The 16494-nt window shown below is 53.5% G+C and carries 15 protein-coding genes; 1 reads left to right on the forward strand and 14 read right to left on the reverse strand.

Annotated features, from left to right (window positions below; genetic code table 11):
- Positions 1-64: 64 nt before the first annotated feature.
- Positions 65-826: an electron transfer flavoprotein subunit beta/FixA family protein gene (locus tag ACUN8H_RS00005; protein WP_445530167.1), complete on the reverse strand. Its 762-nt coding sequence runs from the start codon at positions 824-826 to the stop codon at positions 65-67.
- 470 nt (positions 827-1296) lie between these two features.
- On the opposite strand from ACUN8H_RS00005, the gene ACUN8H_RS00010 reads away from it, so the two are divergent.
- Positions 1297-2961, forward strand: coding sequence for an electron transfer flavoprotein-ubiquinone oxidoreductase (locus ACUN8H_RS00010; protein ID WP_445530168.1), 1665 nt, complete (start codon positions 1297-1299; stop codon positions 2959-2961).
- Between the two features lie 64 nt (positions 2962-3025).
- On the opposite strand, the gene ACUN8H_RS00015 is transcribed toward ACUN8H_RS00010, so the two are convergent.
- From ACUN8H_RS00015 to acpP, 13 genes are all read right to left on the reverse strand, one after another.
- On the reverse strand, positions 3026-5170 hold the full coding sequence (locus ACUN8H_RS00015) for a putative bifunctional diguanylate cyclase/phosphodiesterase (RefSeq protein WP_445530169.1): 2145 nt from the start codon (positions 5168-5170) through the stop codon (positions 3026-3028).
- A gap of 163 nt (positions 5171-5333) precedes the next feature.
- A complete protein-coding gene (locus tag ACUN8H_RS00020; protein ID WP_445530170.1) occupies positions 5334-5771 on the reverse strand; it encodes a phosphate ABC transporter substrate-binding protein in 438 nt (145 codons plus the stop codon).
- Positions 5772-5782: 11 nt separating this feature from the next.
- Positions 5783-7012 (reverse strand): porin, encoded by a 1230-nt coding sequence (locus tag ACUN8H_RS00025; RefSeq protein WP_445530171.1) that lies wholly within the window; start codon positions 7010-7012, stop codon positions 5783-5785.
- Between the two features lie 160 nt (positions 7013-7172).
- Positions 7173-9383 carry an ATP-dependent helicase gene (locus ACUN8H_RS00030; RefSeq protein WP_445530172.1) on the reverse strand — a complete coding sequence of 737 codons (2211 nt, stop codon included), beginning with the start codon at positions 9381-9383 and terminating at the stop codon, positions 7173-7175.
- Positions 9380-9952, reverse strand: a complete 573-nt coding sequence (locus ACUN8H_RS00035; protein ID WP_445530173.1) for a DUF1285 domain-containing protein — start codon at positions 9950-9952, stop codon at positions 9380-9382. Before ACUN8H_RS00035 ends, ACUN8H_RS00030 begins: the two co-directional genes overlap by 4 nt.
- 33 nt (positions 9953-9985) lie before the next feature.
- On the reverse strand, positions 9986-10816 hold the full coding sequence (locus tag ACUN8H_RS00040; RefSeq protein ID WP_445530174.1) for a TatD family hydrolase: 831 nt from the start codon (positions 10814-10816) through the stop codon (positions 9986-9988).
- A gap of 70 nt (positions 10817-10886) precedes the next feature.
- A complete protein-coding gene (locus tag ACUN8H_RS00045) occupies positions 10887-11222 on the reverse strand; it encodes a PilZ domain-containing protein (protein WP_445530175.1) in 336 nt (111 codons plus the stop codon).
- A gap of 38 nt (positions 11223-11260) precedes the next feature.
- Positions 11261-12247 (reverse strand): DNA polymerase III subunit delta', encoded by a 987-nt coding sequence (locus tag ACUN8H_RS00050; RefSeq protein WP_445530176.1) that lies wholly within the window; start codon positions 12245-12247, stop codon positions 11261-11263.
- Complete coding sequence (gene tmk / locus ACUN8H_RS00055) at positions 12238-12891, reverse strand: dTMP kinase (protein ID WP_445530177.1); 654 nt, start codon at positions 12889-12891, stop codon at positions 12238-12240. Before tmk ends, ACUN8H_RS00050 begins: the two co-directional genes overlap by 10 nt.
- A gap of 58 nt (positions 12892-12949) precedes the next feature.
- Entirely contained in the window at positions 12950-13957 is a 1008-nt protein-coding gene (mltG, locus tag ACUN8H_RS00060) for an endolytic transglycosylase MltG (protein ID WP_445530178.1), read from the reverse strand.
- Between the two features lie 47 nt (positions 13958-14004).
- Entirely contained in the window at positions 14005-14817 is an 813-nt protein-coding gene (gene pabC, locus ACUN8H_RS00065; RefSeq protein ID WP_445530179.1) for an aminodeoxychorismate lyase, read from the reverse strand.
- A gap of 6 nt (positions 14818-14823) precedes the next feature.
- The gene (gene fabF / locus ACUN8H_RS00070) at positions 14824-16062 is read right to left on the reverse strand and encodes a beta-ketoacyl-ACP synthase II (protein ID WP_445530180.1); all 1239 of its coding nucleotides are present in this window, start codon (positions 16060-16062) and stop codon (positions 14824-14826) included.
- A gap of 192 nt (positions 16063-16254) precedes the next feature.
- Positions 16255-16488 carry an acyl carrier protein gene (gene acpP / locus ACUN8H_RS00075; RefSeq protein WP_290695107.1) on the reverse strand — a complete coding sequence of 78 codons (234 nt, stop codon included), beginning with the start codon at positions 16486-16488 and terminating at the stop codon, positions 16255-16257.
- Positions 16489-16494 lie beyond the last annotated feature (6 nt).

Genomic DNA, 16494 nt, shown 5'->3' on the forward strand with positions numbered 1-16494 from the left:
GCGCCCGCCAGTTGGCCTTCATGCAGGTCGGCAAGTACCAGAATGCTCATGAGATCCGCTCCTATTAAAGCACCTTGGCTTCGTTTTTCAGTTTGTCGATTAGCTCGTCTACCGAGGCCACTTTGATACCGCCTTTACGCTCAGCGGGCGACTCGACCTTGAGCAGCGTGACCTTGGAGGCCACGTCGACGCCGTAGTCGGCGGGGGTTTTGACATCCAGCGGCTTTTTCTTGGCCTTCATGATGTCCGGCAGCTTGGCGTAGCGCGGCTCGTTGAGGCGCAGGTCGGTGGTGACGATTGCGGGCAGCGTGAGTGCCACGGTTTGCAGGCCGCCGTCGATTTCACGGGTGACATTAAGCTTTCTATCACTTCCGTCACCGCTAATTTCCACTTCCGAGGCGAACGTGCCCTGAGGCAAATTGGTCAGCGCGGCGAGCATCTGGCCGGTCTGGTTATTGTCGGTGTCGATGGCCTGCTTGCCCAGAATGACCAGGCCGGGCTGCTCTTCGTCCACGACTTTGGCCAGCAGCTTGGCGACCGCCAGCGATTCGACGCGCTCGTCGGTTTCGATGTGGATAGCGCGATCCGCGCCCAGCGCTAGTGCGGTGCGCAACTGCTCTTGGGCGGCCTTGGGACCCACGGTCACAGCCACCACTTCGGTCGCCACACCCTTCTCTTTCAGGCGCACGGCCTCTTCCACGGCAATTTCGCAGAAGGGGTTCATGGCCATCTTGACGTTGGTAAGGTCCACATCAGAATGATCCGCTTTGACGCGGATTTTGACGTTGTAGTCGATGACGCGTTTCACCGCGACGAGTACTTTCATAGCTTCCTCGCTTGGCTTGTAATCAAAGCCGTTAACCTGGGACGGCACCCGCTCAGCGAGCACCCTTGATTGAATAGCGATTAGTAATAGAGTTACTAAGTACGTTGTAAGCGAAAACGTCTTGCTTGAGTACTGCCAACATGGCGGCACTTTAAAATTCATTCAAGCGTTTGATAGGTGCGTAATTGAAAAACCCTATCAATTTGCCATAGCCTGCTAGTAGGCGACAAGACTTGCAAGCTACTGCCTTGGTCGAAACCGTCAAGTGATGGGCAGCATAGGCAGCCAAGAAATACTGCTTGCACCATCGTAGGCGTGACCTGACACAGGTATTATGCCTATCATGGGACATAACCAGAAGCAAACGACCGTTTTAAATTAAGGCCATCTGTTTATAAGCTAGTGCCCGAATGTAGACATTCGCTTGCTTTTGCAGTTAATGGTGCTTAAAGAGAATAAGGAGAAGCCGGGTGGAAACTGTTGAACGCGATGTAATGGACTTTGATGTCGTCATTGTCGGCGCTGGCCCATCCGGGCTTTCCGCCGCCTGCCGACTCATGCAGCAAGCTAACGAAGCAGAACAAGAATTGACGGTCTGTGTAGTGGAGAAAGGCTCAGAGGTCGGCGCCCATATTTTGTCAGGTGCGGTCTTTGAGCCCCGCGCGCTAACAGAGCTATTTCCTGATTGGAAAGAGCGCGGTGCCCCTCTCAACACGCCCGCTATTCGTGACGACGTTATTTTACTTAAGGACGCTGAAAAGGCGCAAAAAGTGCCCAATGCACTGGTGCCAAAAAGTATGCATAACACCGGCGGCGATCAGCAGCGCTATGTGATCAGTGCCGGTAATTTGTGTCGCTGGCTGGCCGAGCAGGCGGAAGCACTCGGCGTTGAAATTTTTCCAGGCTTTGCCGCTCAGGACGTCATCATTGAAGACAATGCTGTGCGCGGCATTCTAATTGGCGATATGGGCGTCGCCGCTGACGGTACGCCCAAAGATGGCTATATGCCAGGTATGGAACTACGCGCCAAATACACGCTCTTTGCTGAGGGCTCGCGCGGTCACCTGGGCAAACGCTTGATTAAAGACTTTTCATTGGATGCGGGCCGTGATCCCCAGCATTACGGTATCGGCCTGAAAGAGCTTTGGGACGTACCTGCAGACAAGCATGAGCCAGGGCTTGTGGTGCACGGCTCCGGCTGGCCATTGGATAAAAATAGCCATGGCGGCTGGTTTTTGTATCACGCTGAAAATCAACAAGTCGTGGTCGGCCTTATTATGGACCTTGGCTACCAAAACCCTTGGCTTTCGCCGTTCGATGAATTTCAACGCATGAAGCATCACCCGGCTATTAGCCAATACCTAGAGGGCGGCAAACGCGTCGCTTACGGCGCCCGGGCCATCACTAAAGGTGGCTTCAACTGTTTGCCCAAAATGACCTTTCCCGGCGGTTTACTGCTTGGCTGTGATGCGGGCACGCTCAATTTTTCCAAGATTAAAGGCTTACACACTGCCATGAAGTCTGGCTTAGTGGCTGCTGAGAGTGTATTTGAAGCCATTAAAAGTGGCGATGAGGGCGCCCAGGAATTGACTAGTTTTACCCAGAAGTGGGAAGCCAGTTGGGCGTATCAGGAACTAAAAGAGAGCGCCAGCTTCGGGCCCGCCATCCATAAATACGGCACTATTGGTGGTGGCGCCTATAACTTTGCCCACCAGCTGCTGGGCAACAAGCTGCCTAACGTGCACGACACCACCACTGACCACGGCGCCCTGAAGCCTGCGGACGAGTTTGAAAAGATTGACTACCCCAAGCCCGACGGCAAGCTTTCCTTCGACAAACCGTCATCAGTATTTTTGTCGAACACTAACCATGAAGAAAATCAGCCATGCCATTTGCGCCTGGATGATCCGGAACTTCCGATTAGTGAAAACCTACCCAAGTACGCAGAACCCGCCCAGCGTTACTGCCCGGCCGGCGTTTATGAAGTGGTGGAAGATAGTGATGGGCAGCCACGCTTTCAAATCAATTTCCAAAACTGCGTGCACTGTAAAACCTGTGATATTAAAGACCCCGCCCAAAATATCACTTGGGTAGCACCGGAAGGCGGTGGCGGTCCTAACTATCCGAATATGTAAGACAGTAGGCTAAAATCTACGTTCACTGCTTACTCTTATGATCACAAGAGTAAGTAGTGAGTGCTTAGCGACCTCGCTTGTCTTGATAGCAAGAACTCTCTTCTGCTGACAACGGCCGATTACTATAAAAGCCGTTGAAATGAAGGCTAGCGTGACTGCCTATGAAATGCTCCTGTTCGTGAGAAGCGATATCTTTCGCGAAGACCTTCATACCCAGGCACTTACCCAGCGCTATGACCGATGACGATAACTGTTGTTCCTGGCGAGTGCCTGATAAACGCTTAACTATTGAAGAACTTACTTTTAAAGAATCGACAGGCAAAGCGTTTAAATCAGATAAAGAAGAATATCCAGTACCAAAATCATCAACGACTATCATAACGCCCAGTTTTTTAATCTCTGTAAAGATACTCGCCGTATGCTGAACATTCTGCAACAGCATGCTCTCTGTAATTGCCAACTCAAGTAGCCTGGGATTCATTTCGGTAGCGGCTAATACCTCCTTTATACGCTCCGCAAAGCTATTGTCGTAAAATTGACGTGCTGAAATATTGACCGCTATTGTTAATTCAGGGAACCCTTCTTGTTGCCAAAGCATGTTTTGCCGGCAGGCATTTTCGAGCACCCATTGACCGATAGGCATGGCCAAACCATTCTCTTCAGCCAGGGCCATGAATTGAGCAGGTTCCAGCAATCCAAGCGTTGGATGCTGCCAACGAAGCAATGCCTCCATGCCAAGCGTGTTGCCTGCGTCGACGTCATGCTTTGATTGGAAGAATAACCTAAATTCATGATCCGTAAGCGCACGATGCAGGCCAGACTCTAAGGTTAAACGCGCATCCATTTCCGTACTTAATTCGTCGGTATAGAATTGGACATTGTTTTTGCCCAGTTGCTTCGCCTGATACATCGCCATATCGGCGCTTTTCATTAATGTTTGCTCGTCAAGCCCGTCAAATGGATACTGCGAGACGCCAATACTTACCGAGACATGGCACTCCTGGCCAGCGAGCATAAAGGGTTCTCTAACGGCGGAGAGAATTTTTTTGGCAATAGGCTCAATCTGTTCTCGTCGGCTGATCTTTGTCAAAAGAATGACAAATTCATCCCCTCCTAGCCGGGCGACGACATCACTTTCACGCACCGAAGAAGTCAGTCGTCGAGCGGTTTCTTGCAGAAGATGGTCGCCTGCATCGTGACCTAAGGTGTCATTGATTAATTTAAAGCGATCAAGGTCCAAGAAAAGCAGCGCAAAAGATTCACTATGGCGACCACCCAGTTTCACAGCTTGGGTAATCAGATGGCTTAAAAAGGCGCGATTAGGCAAATCAGTTAATGCATCATGAAACGCTAGATGCTCAACCGCCTGGGCATGTAATACGCGCTCTTCCATTACTCGCTGCCGCGCGCGCTGAAGTTGCCAGCTCAAGCGGCCGAGTATCGCCAGAATGATCAGCAATAGGCCGCTTGCCCAACCAGCCCGCTGCCAATATTTTCGCGCAAGCTGTCGGGACGCGGCCAACTGCTCCTGGGCTGAGAGCCCTACCACGATCGATAGTGGAAAATCGTACAGCTTGCGCGCCAGTGAATAACGTTCAACGCCTTGCCAATAAGTTTTAAAAGGTTCACTAACGTCATCCAGGCTATTATTTTTCCAGGCGGCTATATCCATTAACTCACCTGAGTAAATAGTATCTCCAGAACGCCTGACATGTACGATGCCACCCATGCCAACGAGAGCGAGCATACCCTGCTGGCCTAGGGACCGAGATTCATAACTACTCACAAAATAATTGGCATCAACAGCAATAGTTACCCAACCTGAGGCTCCTTCTTCTTGCTCAGGCATTAATGGCCTGGTGAAGGTGAGCTGCTTTTCCTGATAAGCAGCAGACTCTCCCACGACTAAATAATCGCCATTCTGCCCTGTGTCTAAAAGGAAGGTAAGGCGCTGACCAAGTCGCCCTGGATCAGTGGTCTCGATGACCATGCCTTCCGAATCAACAATACTGATGGTAAATAAGAGTGCGGGGGGCAGCAGCCGCTGTTCGCTTAAAATATTAAGCACGCTAGCTTGAACACTGTTGCTCGCTGTAAAACGTATCAATTTCAGTGTTGTGTCAATTTCTCTGAGAGCTCTTACCACCTGTGCTTCGTAGGTGTCGGTGATTTCACCCACGGATAGCTGTGCCTGACGCTCAATGGACATACGCTCTTTATTGACTAAAAAATAAGTACTTCCCCATATAATTAGCAGCATCGTAATTGCCACTATGCTGAAAAAAATAAGTGGCTCTACAAGATGAGATGGCCATCGATGAATGCAGCTTTTTAATGGCGTTAACCGACGAGGGCTTATTTGATCATTGAGACTACTCAATTGTTACCACTCTCAAACGCTCATCAAGAAAGGAAGGGTCTATATAGCCCAGTGATTTTGTATCACTGACTAATCGCTCTACCATTGAGCGACTATTAGCCAGCGCCTGGGGCGGCTGACCTCGCCCGGTAAATATCTGCCTAGCCCAGTGTGCCTTGATCTGCGCAGGGGTTTGCCCCGTGTAATAAGTGTAAAACTCACCTCTCTCTGCTGTGCCTTCACTCAGATCCAATGGGACCATCTGCACTCCGTTAACTACCAATGTGCGGCGGCCTAAATAAATATCCTTTAAATCGTTGCTGGTGAGGCGAGTAAAAGGCGCCTCGGCTGACACCACCACCAGTATTTCAGCTGAAGCAGGGTGATAAGCTAAACTCAACATCACCCCCAATAAGAGGCTGATTCCGGTTCCTGTGAGACGTTTAAGCATTGCCACTCTCCTTAAAACACAAAGTCGAGCGCAAGGCTGAACAAGTTAAGCCGCCCACCTGGGGTAAACTCGGGCTGTTGATTAATTAGCCCTCCAGATGACCCTGAGCGCATATCGATGTAATCATACTGAGCCGTAAGGGCCATACCTGGCCTGAAATCCCAGCGAGCCCCAACCGTTATGCTCTCTTGCTGCATTCCACTGGCTAGTAACTCATTCAATATTTTATTGAGTAGCTGGGCCCCTTCTGCAAACGGTGACGGATACAGGGCAGCATTTAACCCCGGCTCTGAGGTGTTACTGGTGACTTTTGCTCGCGCCACACTTACATAGGGTGTCCACTCGGCGATACGGTAACCTAGCGTCATGTAGGCTCCTTCACTCTCCCCTAACAGAGAAGGCGATGAAGAGCGTGCCCACTCGCCCATCACAAACCATGAACCAGGGTCATAACCTAACCCAAAGTTCAGCAGGTTCGTACGCTTCCCGTCAACTTCGTAGCGGCTAGCCAGCTCTTCACCGGGTAGACCAAAGAAACGGTAAGTGTCAAAGAGTTGTGAGAGTTCATCTGCGCTTACTTTTAGTTCGCCATAGCTGGCAAACAGAGTTGCATCTCCCCAATGCGTGCGATGAGAAATACCCCAGGAATCGCTGGCGTCGATACTGCCCGTTGCGTAATCAACGCCACCACCACCAAAATTCATCTGCAATTCATTGGTGGCCTCCCCGATGGGGTAGCGATAGCGCATATCAACGCCGTCAAAATTAGCCACTGGAAGTAAGCGATAAATTTCTTGGGGAGGCCGCACCCAGGGCGTGGCGTAATTCACTTTTCGATGCTCAGAGGCCATAAATGAGCTCTGTACCATACGCCCAACCCTAAAACTCAGGTTAGGGGTAATTTCGTATTGTACATTCGCCCATTCAACCTTAGGTGCGTAAGAGCCGTCATAACGTTTCTCGCTGACTATCTGAACAACCGTAGAGATTTTAGGGGTGATATGCAGCGTAGATTGAATCCCTAATCGGCTATCAACTTCTGCGCTCCACTCATTACTGTAGCCAGCACCTTGCGAAGCAAAGGGGTCAGTCACAAAGTCAGCATTCTGCTCGTCAGAGTGAACGAGCCCCAAGGTGCCAAACCCATTAAATTCAAGATTAGGTAAGGTGCTATCGGCAAGCAAGGCGCCGCTATGGGTGACGATCAAAATGGCGCAGAGCCAAGCCACTTGCCTAACCATGCTCGTTCCCTATGTTATACGTTATATATTATGAGCTGATAAGTTTTAACTCGATAGGAGTAGAGGTATTAAATCGGCAGGGCGATGCTAAGTCAAACAGCTCTAAAGCTAAATTTGAACTCAAATGTGAATTAGTGTGTATTAGTAGCGAATCAACCACTTACACTGCAAGTGTCAATCCATTTTCAAGTAGCTTAATGGGTGCCCGGCGAGCAATAAGCCTGCGTCGGCCAGCTTGGTCGAAACGTACATCGATCACGGGGTCACTCGCACTTCCCTCGACCGCCGCTACCTCACCTTTCCCAAACACCGCATGATGGAGACGTTGACCGGGGTAGAAATGAGTATCAGCTGAATAACCTACTTGACGCTCTTCAACCTGCGCTGCTGCCAGTGCAATGTCATCGCGCCCTAGGCGCGCTAGATAGTTTTCAACCAGCGCGACCGATGCCACTTGCAGTGAAGCCGACGGGGGGGTGGGATTAGCCAAGCAAGAAGCCACTCGCATACTGTCTTGCCAAGCACTCTCGCCAATAAAGCGACTAGGGCGGTGCGCGCCGCCATCATGAAGCACCAACAGCTGTTCTTGGGCACGCGTGATGGCCACGTAAAAAAGCCGTCGCTCCTCCTCCAAGCGCTCATCGCTCAGCGGGTTATCGCGGCTATAGTGGGGAAAATCCTCTTCGTTGACACCGACCACCGCGACCAGGGGCCACTCCAGCCCTTTCGCGCCGTGCACAGTGCTAATGAGTACGCCGCCCGCCTGGTTTTCAACCGGGCGCTCCAATAGCTCGATAAACGCATCGGGGTCTTGCACACTCTCAGCCTGCTCGATCAAGACGTCGAGTAAGCGAACGTCCTCTTCACCCTTATCCCGTCGCGCGGCCGCCCGTTTGAGCGTTTTTTCCGCCTCGATAGTTTCCACTACGTGCCTTAACAGCTCAGCAGGTGGCCATGCACTCAGCTTTGGCAGGTCACATAACAACGTCCAGCGCTTTTTAAGCGTACGTCGCTGGATCGGTTTTAAAGCCGTTAACATAGGATCATGCCGTTCGGGCCACTGCTGGGTCGATGCCAGTTGATAGGCTAACCGCTGCAGCCGTTCACGGGCCACAAAAGGAGTAGGCTGAGAAAGCAGTAGTAACAGTTGCTGGGGGTCACGCAACAGCCCCGGGCGGCGTGACAGTTTTAAATACCCAGCCAAAGCCTGAACCAGCGGTAGGCGAAAAACAAAACGGTCCTCGCGCTGCAGCCGAAAGGGAATACCCGCCTGCAAAAGCGCCAGTTGAAAAGGCACCGATAGCGCCCAACTACGTACCAGCAAACTGGCCTCGTTAAACGCTCTCCCCTGGGCCTGCCAATCCATCAGTGCGTCTAGCAGCAACCGACTGCCCTGGCCTACCGAGACTCGCGTTTCAGGGTTATTAGGCGCCGCCAGACAGAGTTGATTAGGGCGACGCTGGTTCGCGGCAATCGCATGATTAGCAGCCAGCGCCAGCGCATGACCATGGCGAAACGTCGTCGATAACGGATAGTCAGTGGCTGCGCCGAAGGTCGCCGTAAAATTCTCCAGCATCGTGTCAGGCTTGGCGCCGCGCCACTCATAAATGCACTGGTTGGCATCACCGACGGCCATCACATCCGCACGGCTGCCCACCAGCACCGATAAAAGACGCTGTTGCGCGGCATTGATATCCTGGTATTCATCGATAATGACATGATCGAGATAGCCTTCGACTCGACCACGTAAGGCGCTGTTCGCCTCCAGTGCCTGCAGAGGGCGATAGAGCAGATCAGCGTAGGTCATTACCCTTTCCGACTCTAGTAGCCGCTCCGCCTCGGCAAAAGCGGCCGGAAAATAGTCGGTATCCGGGTCAAAATTGAGCCGCTCATAGAGCAATTCCGGGGTGATCATTTCTGCTTTAACCAAGCCGCAGAAGTGGGCTAACGTTTCCAGCCGATCGCCTTCCAGCGCCGCATCGCGGCGCTCAACCGCGTCACTCAGGACATTAAGGCTCGCTTGGCGAAGCAGCCTTTCTAATTGCCAATCGGCGGATAATAACTGACGTGGCGCAAGCGCTCCCCAGCGGCATAAGCTTTGGGTCAAGCGGTGCCCTAGTGAGTGAAAAGTGCGCACATCAGGCAACGCCTGCCCAGCAGGTGCCATTGAGGCTAAACGACGCTGAAAATCATCTTTGGCCGAGCGGTTAAACATCAGCACCAAGATACGCTTGGGCGGCACATCATTCGCCAGCAGGTGGAGCACTCGAGCGGCCATCGTCGTGGTTTTGCCCGCCCCCGCGACGGCCGCTACCCGCGCATGCCCTACTTGATGGTTAACGACGGCCTGCTGTTCAGCGGTTAACTTCACATCGCCTCGCCTGATGATTCACTGTCTACCTGACCGAGCGCGAACCAGTGACCGGCACTCATTACCCCTATCTCCGTCTTGCCATCAATAGCATCACGCGTTTCTGCAGCCTCGACTAGCTGGTAATAAACATTGCGGTGCAGCCTAGCAGCCAGACCGAAACGCACCGGAAGTTGCGGCACGGCTTCGCCCTGAGGGGTCAACGTCACTGAGAGCGGATGTTCCGCATCCAGGCGAACGACGTCGTCAAACTGCGTTGTAAACCACCAAGCATCATCATGAAAATCTGCCTCTACCGCGACCAACGGTAGGTCGTCGACCTCTATGCGCCAACGCTCTACTGGCGTCACCAAGCAGTAACCCTCTTCATCGAGGCGCAGCAGCGTGGCTAATAAACGCGCTATCTTGGGGCGAGCAAAGGGCTCGCCTTCGTGCCACCAGCGGCCATCTGAATGGATACGCAGGTTCATGTCTCCAGAGAGCGGCGGCTGCCATTGGTCAAGAGGAGGAATCGTGCCAGCACCCTCTCCGTCTGCACCACGTTGTAACAGCAATCTATCGATATTCATCTCGCCCTCCTGCTTCAGCGTACTCACCCCAGACTATAGAAGACCAGACTGCGCCAATGCTTCTTTGACATGTGCTGGCGCATCAGGTGCGGCGGCACGAAAGAGCTGATAAAAGTTGGCAGTGGTCTGCATGGCGACCTCGTCAACACTAATCCCACGCGCCTTGGCGATGCATTCCGCCACTTCAACCACCCATGCTGGCTCATTGGGCTTGCCGCGGTAAGGAACAGGGGCAAGATAGGGGCTATCGGTTTCGATTAGCAGGCGATCCAGCGGCAGTTTCCGAGCCAATTCCCGCAGTGGCTCGGCATTACGAAAGGTGATAATGCCCGATAACGAAATATAAAAGCCTAGCCTTACCGCTTCTCGCGCCATCGCCAAGTCTTCCGTAAAACAGTGTAATACACCCCCCACGCGGGGGTCGCTATATTCGCGTAGCAAGGCAAGCGTTTCTTCTTTGGCTTCACGGGTATGGACAATGACCGGCAGCTCCAATTCGCGCGCGGCCATCAGATGGCGCTTAAAACGCTCATGCTGCACGGCGACCGGCACGCTGTCGCGATAGTAGTAATCCAACCCGGTTTCACCGATGGCTACCGCGCCATACTGCTCGGCTGCCTCTTTTATATCCTCGACGCTGGGCTCGTTCTCGCTCTGGTGCAAGGGGTGCAAGCCAGCAGAAATAGCCACATCGTGGTGTGCACGCGCGATAGCGGCCAGTTGCGGCAGCTCTTCCAAGGTGACAGCAACCGCCAGAAACTGACTGACGTGGGCAGCTCGCGCCGCTTCAAGCGTAGCAGCGAGGTCACCCCCGTGAGTCTGCTCGGATAAACGATCTAAATGACAGTGTGAATCGACAAACATGCAGGTCTCGACAACAGATAGGTCACTAACGCAATAAGCATTGACTGCAAAGCGTAAGCGACGGTTTTATTCAAAGCGTAAACGACGGAGCGGCCTTATCCAACTGCCCGGCAAGCAGCGTCTCGATGCGGTCGCGCACCGGGTAATCTTGCTGGCTGAAATGCAGGCCAATACCTGGCATACGGAGGCCGCTGACCCCTTCCGGCGACACCCATACCACTTGCCCGGTGATGGAAAGGCGTTCGCTTTCACCCGGCAGCGTCAGGAGTAAAAAGACCTGCTGTCCCAGGGCATACGGTGTCCGTGTGGGCACAAAAATGCCTCCGCGATCTAAAAAAGGCATATAAGCGGAAAGCAAGGTCGGCACGTCGGGAATAGTAAGAGAGAGCGCTTTCTGAGCTGCCATAACGACCTCGCTAGATGAACGTGAAAGAGAACAACCCGCTAGGAGCGCAAAAGCGCCGACCAGCGCACTAACCAGGCTTCAAGCACAAGCTGGGGGTTTGGATTAGCGCCCACCGCCAGTAATCGTCGCTGTTCACGGGCATAATCCAGTAGCCGGAACCAATCCTGCACGCGGCCATTTTTGACCGCTTGGCGATAGAGCGGTTCTAAATCAGGGTTGTGCAATACCGTCGCTTCGCCCGACAAACCGAGACGAATCAGGTCTTCCAGCCAGGCAATACCGTACCACAAGATGGCATCTATCGCCTGACGATCCAGCCGCGCGGCCTCAGAAACAGGCTCTGCACCACGCACCAACTGCTCGAAGCTGTCGTGGATCTGGTGGCGCAAGGCTCGCTCTTCGGGCGCGGCCAACGCCACCGCCAAAAGTGGCAATCCCCCTGCGACCTGCCACCAGAAGTAGGCCTCGTCAGCGCTATTGAGTTTTTCGATTAGCCATCCGCGACACGCCTCAAAAGCAACGCTTGGCAATGACCACTGCTGACAGCGAGAACGGATGGTTGGCAACATGCGAGACGGTACGTCCGAAAGCAGAATGAACAGCGTCTTATCGCCCGGCTCTTCGAGACTTTTGAGTAGCGCATTGGCGGCAGCGATGTTCATTGCCTCAGCCGGTGAGATCACAATAACGCGGTAGCCACCCTGCTGGGCCGTTTGCGAGACAAAGCGATTAACCTCACGAATAGGGTCTATACGAATCTGACGTTTGCCCTCTTCCGGCCCAACACGAAGCAAATCGGGATGGTATCCCGACGCCAGCATCCGACAGCTGTGGCAATGACCACAGGCCTGCTCCTCAGGCTTGGCGCATAGCGTGCGTGCAATGAGCGCCTCCGCCAACGGCTGTTTACCCAACCCATGAGCACCGTGAATGAGCAGCGCATGTGGCATGCGCCCACTATCGGCTAAGCGCGTTAACTGATGCCAGATGGCCAGGTGCCAAGGCATAACGCCGGTTAACGCCATGCGGCCACTCGCGTCGAAAGGATCTGACGAAGCTGCGCTTGTACCTCTTCGAGCGGGTATTGAGCGTCAATGACTGCAAAACGTTCTGGAGCAGCCTCTGCTCTTGCCAAGTAGGCGTCACGCACTGCTTGGAAAAAATCGGCCTGTTCTTGCTCAAAACGATCACGCTGCTCATGACGAGTGCGCAGGCGTGATTCCAAGCGCTTTTTCGCCGCTTCTTTAGGCATATCAAGCAGTAGAGTCAAGTCGGGCGAGAGCCCTTGCTGAACGAAGTCCTCCAAAACGGCGATACGTTCTTTAGCGATACCCCGTCCACCGCCCTGATAGGCAAAGGTGGCATCGGTAAAACGGTCACACACCACCCAGGCACCTCTTGCCAGGGCGGGAAGGATTTTTTCGGCCAAATGCTGGGCGCGCGCGGCAAACATCAGTAGCAACTCTGCATCCACATGGAGCGGTTCTTGAGGGGCGGGATCCAGCAACAGCTTGCGAATAGCTTCGCCACGCTCCGTACCGCCTGGCTCCCGAGTGCGCACGACTTCGAGCCCTTGGGCTTCCAGCCACTCAGCGACAAAACTGACATTGGTGGACTTCCCCACGCCCTCGCCGCCTTCAAGTGTAATGAAGCGTCCACGCTGACTCATCATGCTTCCTTACTGTAAAAATGGCTGAAGTGATGACATTGGTGATGGGTCATGACGATTACCGGTTACGAATATAGCGATTGACGGCATTATTATGCTCGCGCAGCGTGCGCGAGAAATGGTGCGTACCATCGCCCCGAGAAACGAAATAGAGCGTTTCGCCGGGCAATGGGTCGACCGCCGCTTCTAACGAAGCACGCCCCGGTAGAGCAATCGGCGTGGGCGGTATTCCATCAATGACGTAAGTGTTATAGGGCGTCGCTTCGCGTATGTCGGCGCGGGTAATGCGCCCTTCGTAGCGCTCGCCCATACCATAAATAATCGTTGGATCCGTTTGTAAGCGCATCCCCTGTTCCATGCGGCGCTTAAACACCCCGGCAATCTCACGCCGCTCTTCTGGCGCACCGGTTTCGCGCTCAATCAAGGAGGCCATGATGAGTGCTTCATAGGGGGAATCGATGGTGAGATCGTCAGCACGCTCTTCCCAGACGCTGTCCAGAATTCGCTCCATGTGCTCGAGCGATTGACGCAAAATATCGACATCACTCATTCCCAGATGATAACGGTAGGTATCGGGAAAGAACCACCCCTCAGGAAAGGTGCCTTCACGATCGAGCAGCGTCATTACTTCTTCGTTACTCAACTCAGCCGTGCGGTGGTCGAGTTTAGGCGCGGCATTGAGCAAGTCACGCATTTGACGAAACGTCCATCCTTCGGGGATCGTCAGTGAGTAGGTAACGACGTTATTACTACCCAGCAGCGCCATCATTTCCAATCCGCTCATATCAGGCAAAAGCCGATATTCGCCGGTACGCAACCGCGGCACGCGCTCAGGTTCCATCCGTGCCAATAAGCGAAACGCCCAGGCATCTTTCAGCACGCCCTGATCTTCCAATTCTTCAACCACTTGATTGAACCCCGCCCCAGAAGGCACTTGGTAAAGCGTTGGTTCTTCTAGGGCGAGGGGAGCTTCTAATCTATTCTGCCAATAGAAATAACCGCCCGCCGCACCCGCAGCCCCGACGAAAACTACTACCAACAAAGCGGTTAATAACCGTTTCACCATGACACCTCTAGGAAATTGCAGGGCGATATCGAGAAAAACATAAGCGTTTAGACAAAACCGAGTAGCCGATGGGCTAAAGGCTGAAATGGGTCTGGCTTACTTACCGCCCAGCGCTGCAGCAGAGCACCATCCGCTGCCAACAACGTAGCGACAGGCCACACACCCTGAACGGAGTTTGCCACCCATAAGCGCTCGACCTGAGCCAGGTCACTCAGCGGCAGCGCTGCCTGAGCCACGGTCCCCTGCTCTATCAATCCAGCGCGTAGCGTGCCTGCAACGCCGCACTGATCTACAAAAGGCGTGAATACCTGCCCCGCCTGTTGCCAAAAAATATTCATACTGGTGGCTTCTATCAACCAGCCTTCGCTATCCGCCAGCAAACCCTCGGCAATGGCGGCATCACTCCACTCTTGCCGAGCGAGCACGTTCTCCAGCCGGTTAAGGTGTTTGATGCCCGCCAACCGCGGCTGTTGGCTCAGACGCAAATCACAAAGCCGCACCGTCACCCCGTACTGCCAGCGCTGAATCGAGGGCTGAAAAGGCGTGCGACGACTAAGTAAACGCGGTGTTACTTGATCCGGCTGCGCATAACCTCGCCCGCCACTACCACGCGTCAGGATAAGCTTGAGCACTTCTAGCTCAGCGGTGCAATCACCCTGCCATGTGGCATCTAAAGTCGCTTGGCAAGGTAACGGTATATTTAGGCGCTGACATCCCTTCGCCAGACGCTCTTTGTGATAACGCCATAGCACCGGTGCGCCCGCGCGCAACAGGACTGTTTCAAACAGGCCGTCGCCATACGCTAGCCCGCGATCATCAAACGGTACAGTTTGTTCGTCAGATAACGCGGGCGGCAGCATCGTCAATTACACCTTCTTGAACAATAGCGAGCCGTTAGTACCACCAAAGCCAAAGGAGTTGGAAAGCGCCATGTCGATACGCATGTTTCGCGCAGTGTGCGGCACATAATCCAGATTACAACCCGGCTGCGGGTTATCAAGATTGATGGTCGGCGGGGCAATCTGGTCACGAATAGCCAGAATGCTGAACACAGCCTCTACCGCGCCTGCGGCACCCAGCAGGTGGCCGATCATCGATTTCGTCGAGCTCACTGCCACATTATTGGCAGCATCACCGAGTACGTTCTCGATAGCACGGCTTTCTGCCAGATCGCCTGCCGCGGTTGAAGTACCATGGGCATTGATATAATGCACCTCAGACACATCTACCTGGGCATCTTTAATCGCGTTGCGCATGGAGAGCGCCGCACCGCGCCCATCTTCCGGTGGCGACGTCATGTGATAAGCATCATCGCTCATGCCAAAGCCGACCAGCTCAGCATAGATGTGAGCACCGCGCGCCTTGGCGTGCTCATACTCTTCAAGCACCAGCACGCCAGCGCCATCAGATAGCACAAAACCATCGCGGTCTGTGTCCCAGGGGCGGCTTGCCGCTTCTGGATCATCATTACGTGTAGATAGCGCGCGCGCCGCCGAAAAACCACCCAAACCTAATGGCGTGGTGGCCATTTCAGCGCCACCGCAGATCATCACGTCCGCATCGCCATAGGCAATCGTACGTGCGCTGTAGCCAATGTTGTGGGTGCCGGTGGTGCAGGCAGTCGTGATGGCAATATTCGGCCCTCTAAAGCCGTGCTGAATCGCCATATTGCCCGAAATCATATTGATGATGGAACCCGGCACAAAGAACGGCGATACCTTGCGAGCGCCGCCCTTATTGAGCGCGTTGTGGTTATGCTCAATCATTGGCAAGCCGCCAATGCCTGAGCCGATAGCCACACCAATACGGTCCGCATTCTCTTCCGTGCACTCAATGTCGGCATCTTCAACCGCCTGAGCGCCCGCCGCCATGCCGTACTGAATAAACAGATCCATCTTGCGGGCATCTTTAGGATTCAGGTATGGGCTAATATCAAAATTCTTAATCGACCCACCAAAACGCGTATTGAAGCCACTGGTGTCAAAGTGCTCAATAGGGGTAATACCGCTTTTACCGGCGACAATATTTGCCCACGACTCATCGACGTTATTGCCCACTGGGGTCACCAGGCCTAACCCAGTTACCACTACCCTTTTCCGTGCCATCAGCTTTCCTCCAGGCATCCATGGTGACGCGACCCACTTGGGTCATTTGCTGCTTAATTTTGGTCAACAGTATAACGGAGATTGAACGTTATAAGCATTGTGGCAGCAAAGCAAAAAAGCCGCCCTGCGAAAGGACGGCTCTTAAGGCGGGTGGCTAGCACCCCACCCTGGTTCGATGCATCGACGCAGCCCTTACTGGTGGGCGTTCACGTAATCGATGGCTTCTTGAACCGTGGTGATTTTCTCAGCTTCTTCATCAGGAATTTCAGTATCGAATTCCTCTTCCAAAGCCATTACCAACTCAACGGTGTCGAGCGAATCGGCACCCAAGTCTTCTGTGAAAGAAGAGTTGTTTTGGATGTCTTCTTCTTTAACGTTCAGGCGCTCTGCTACCACTTTCTTCACGCGCTCTTCAATAGTACTCATCAACGT

It is taken from the genome of Vreelandella sp. V005 (genome assembly GCF_052645115.1).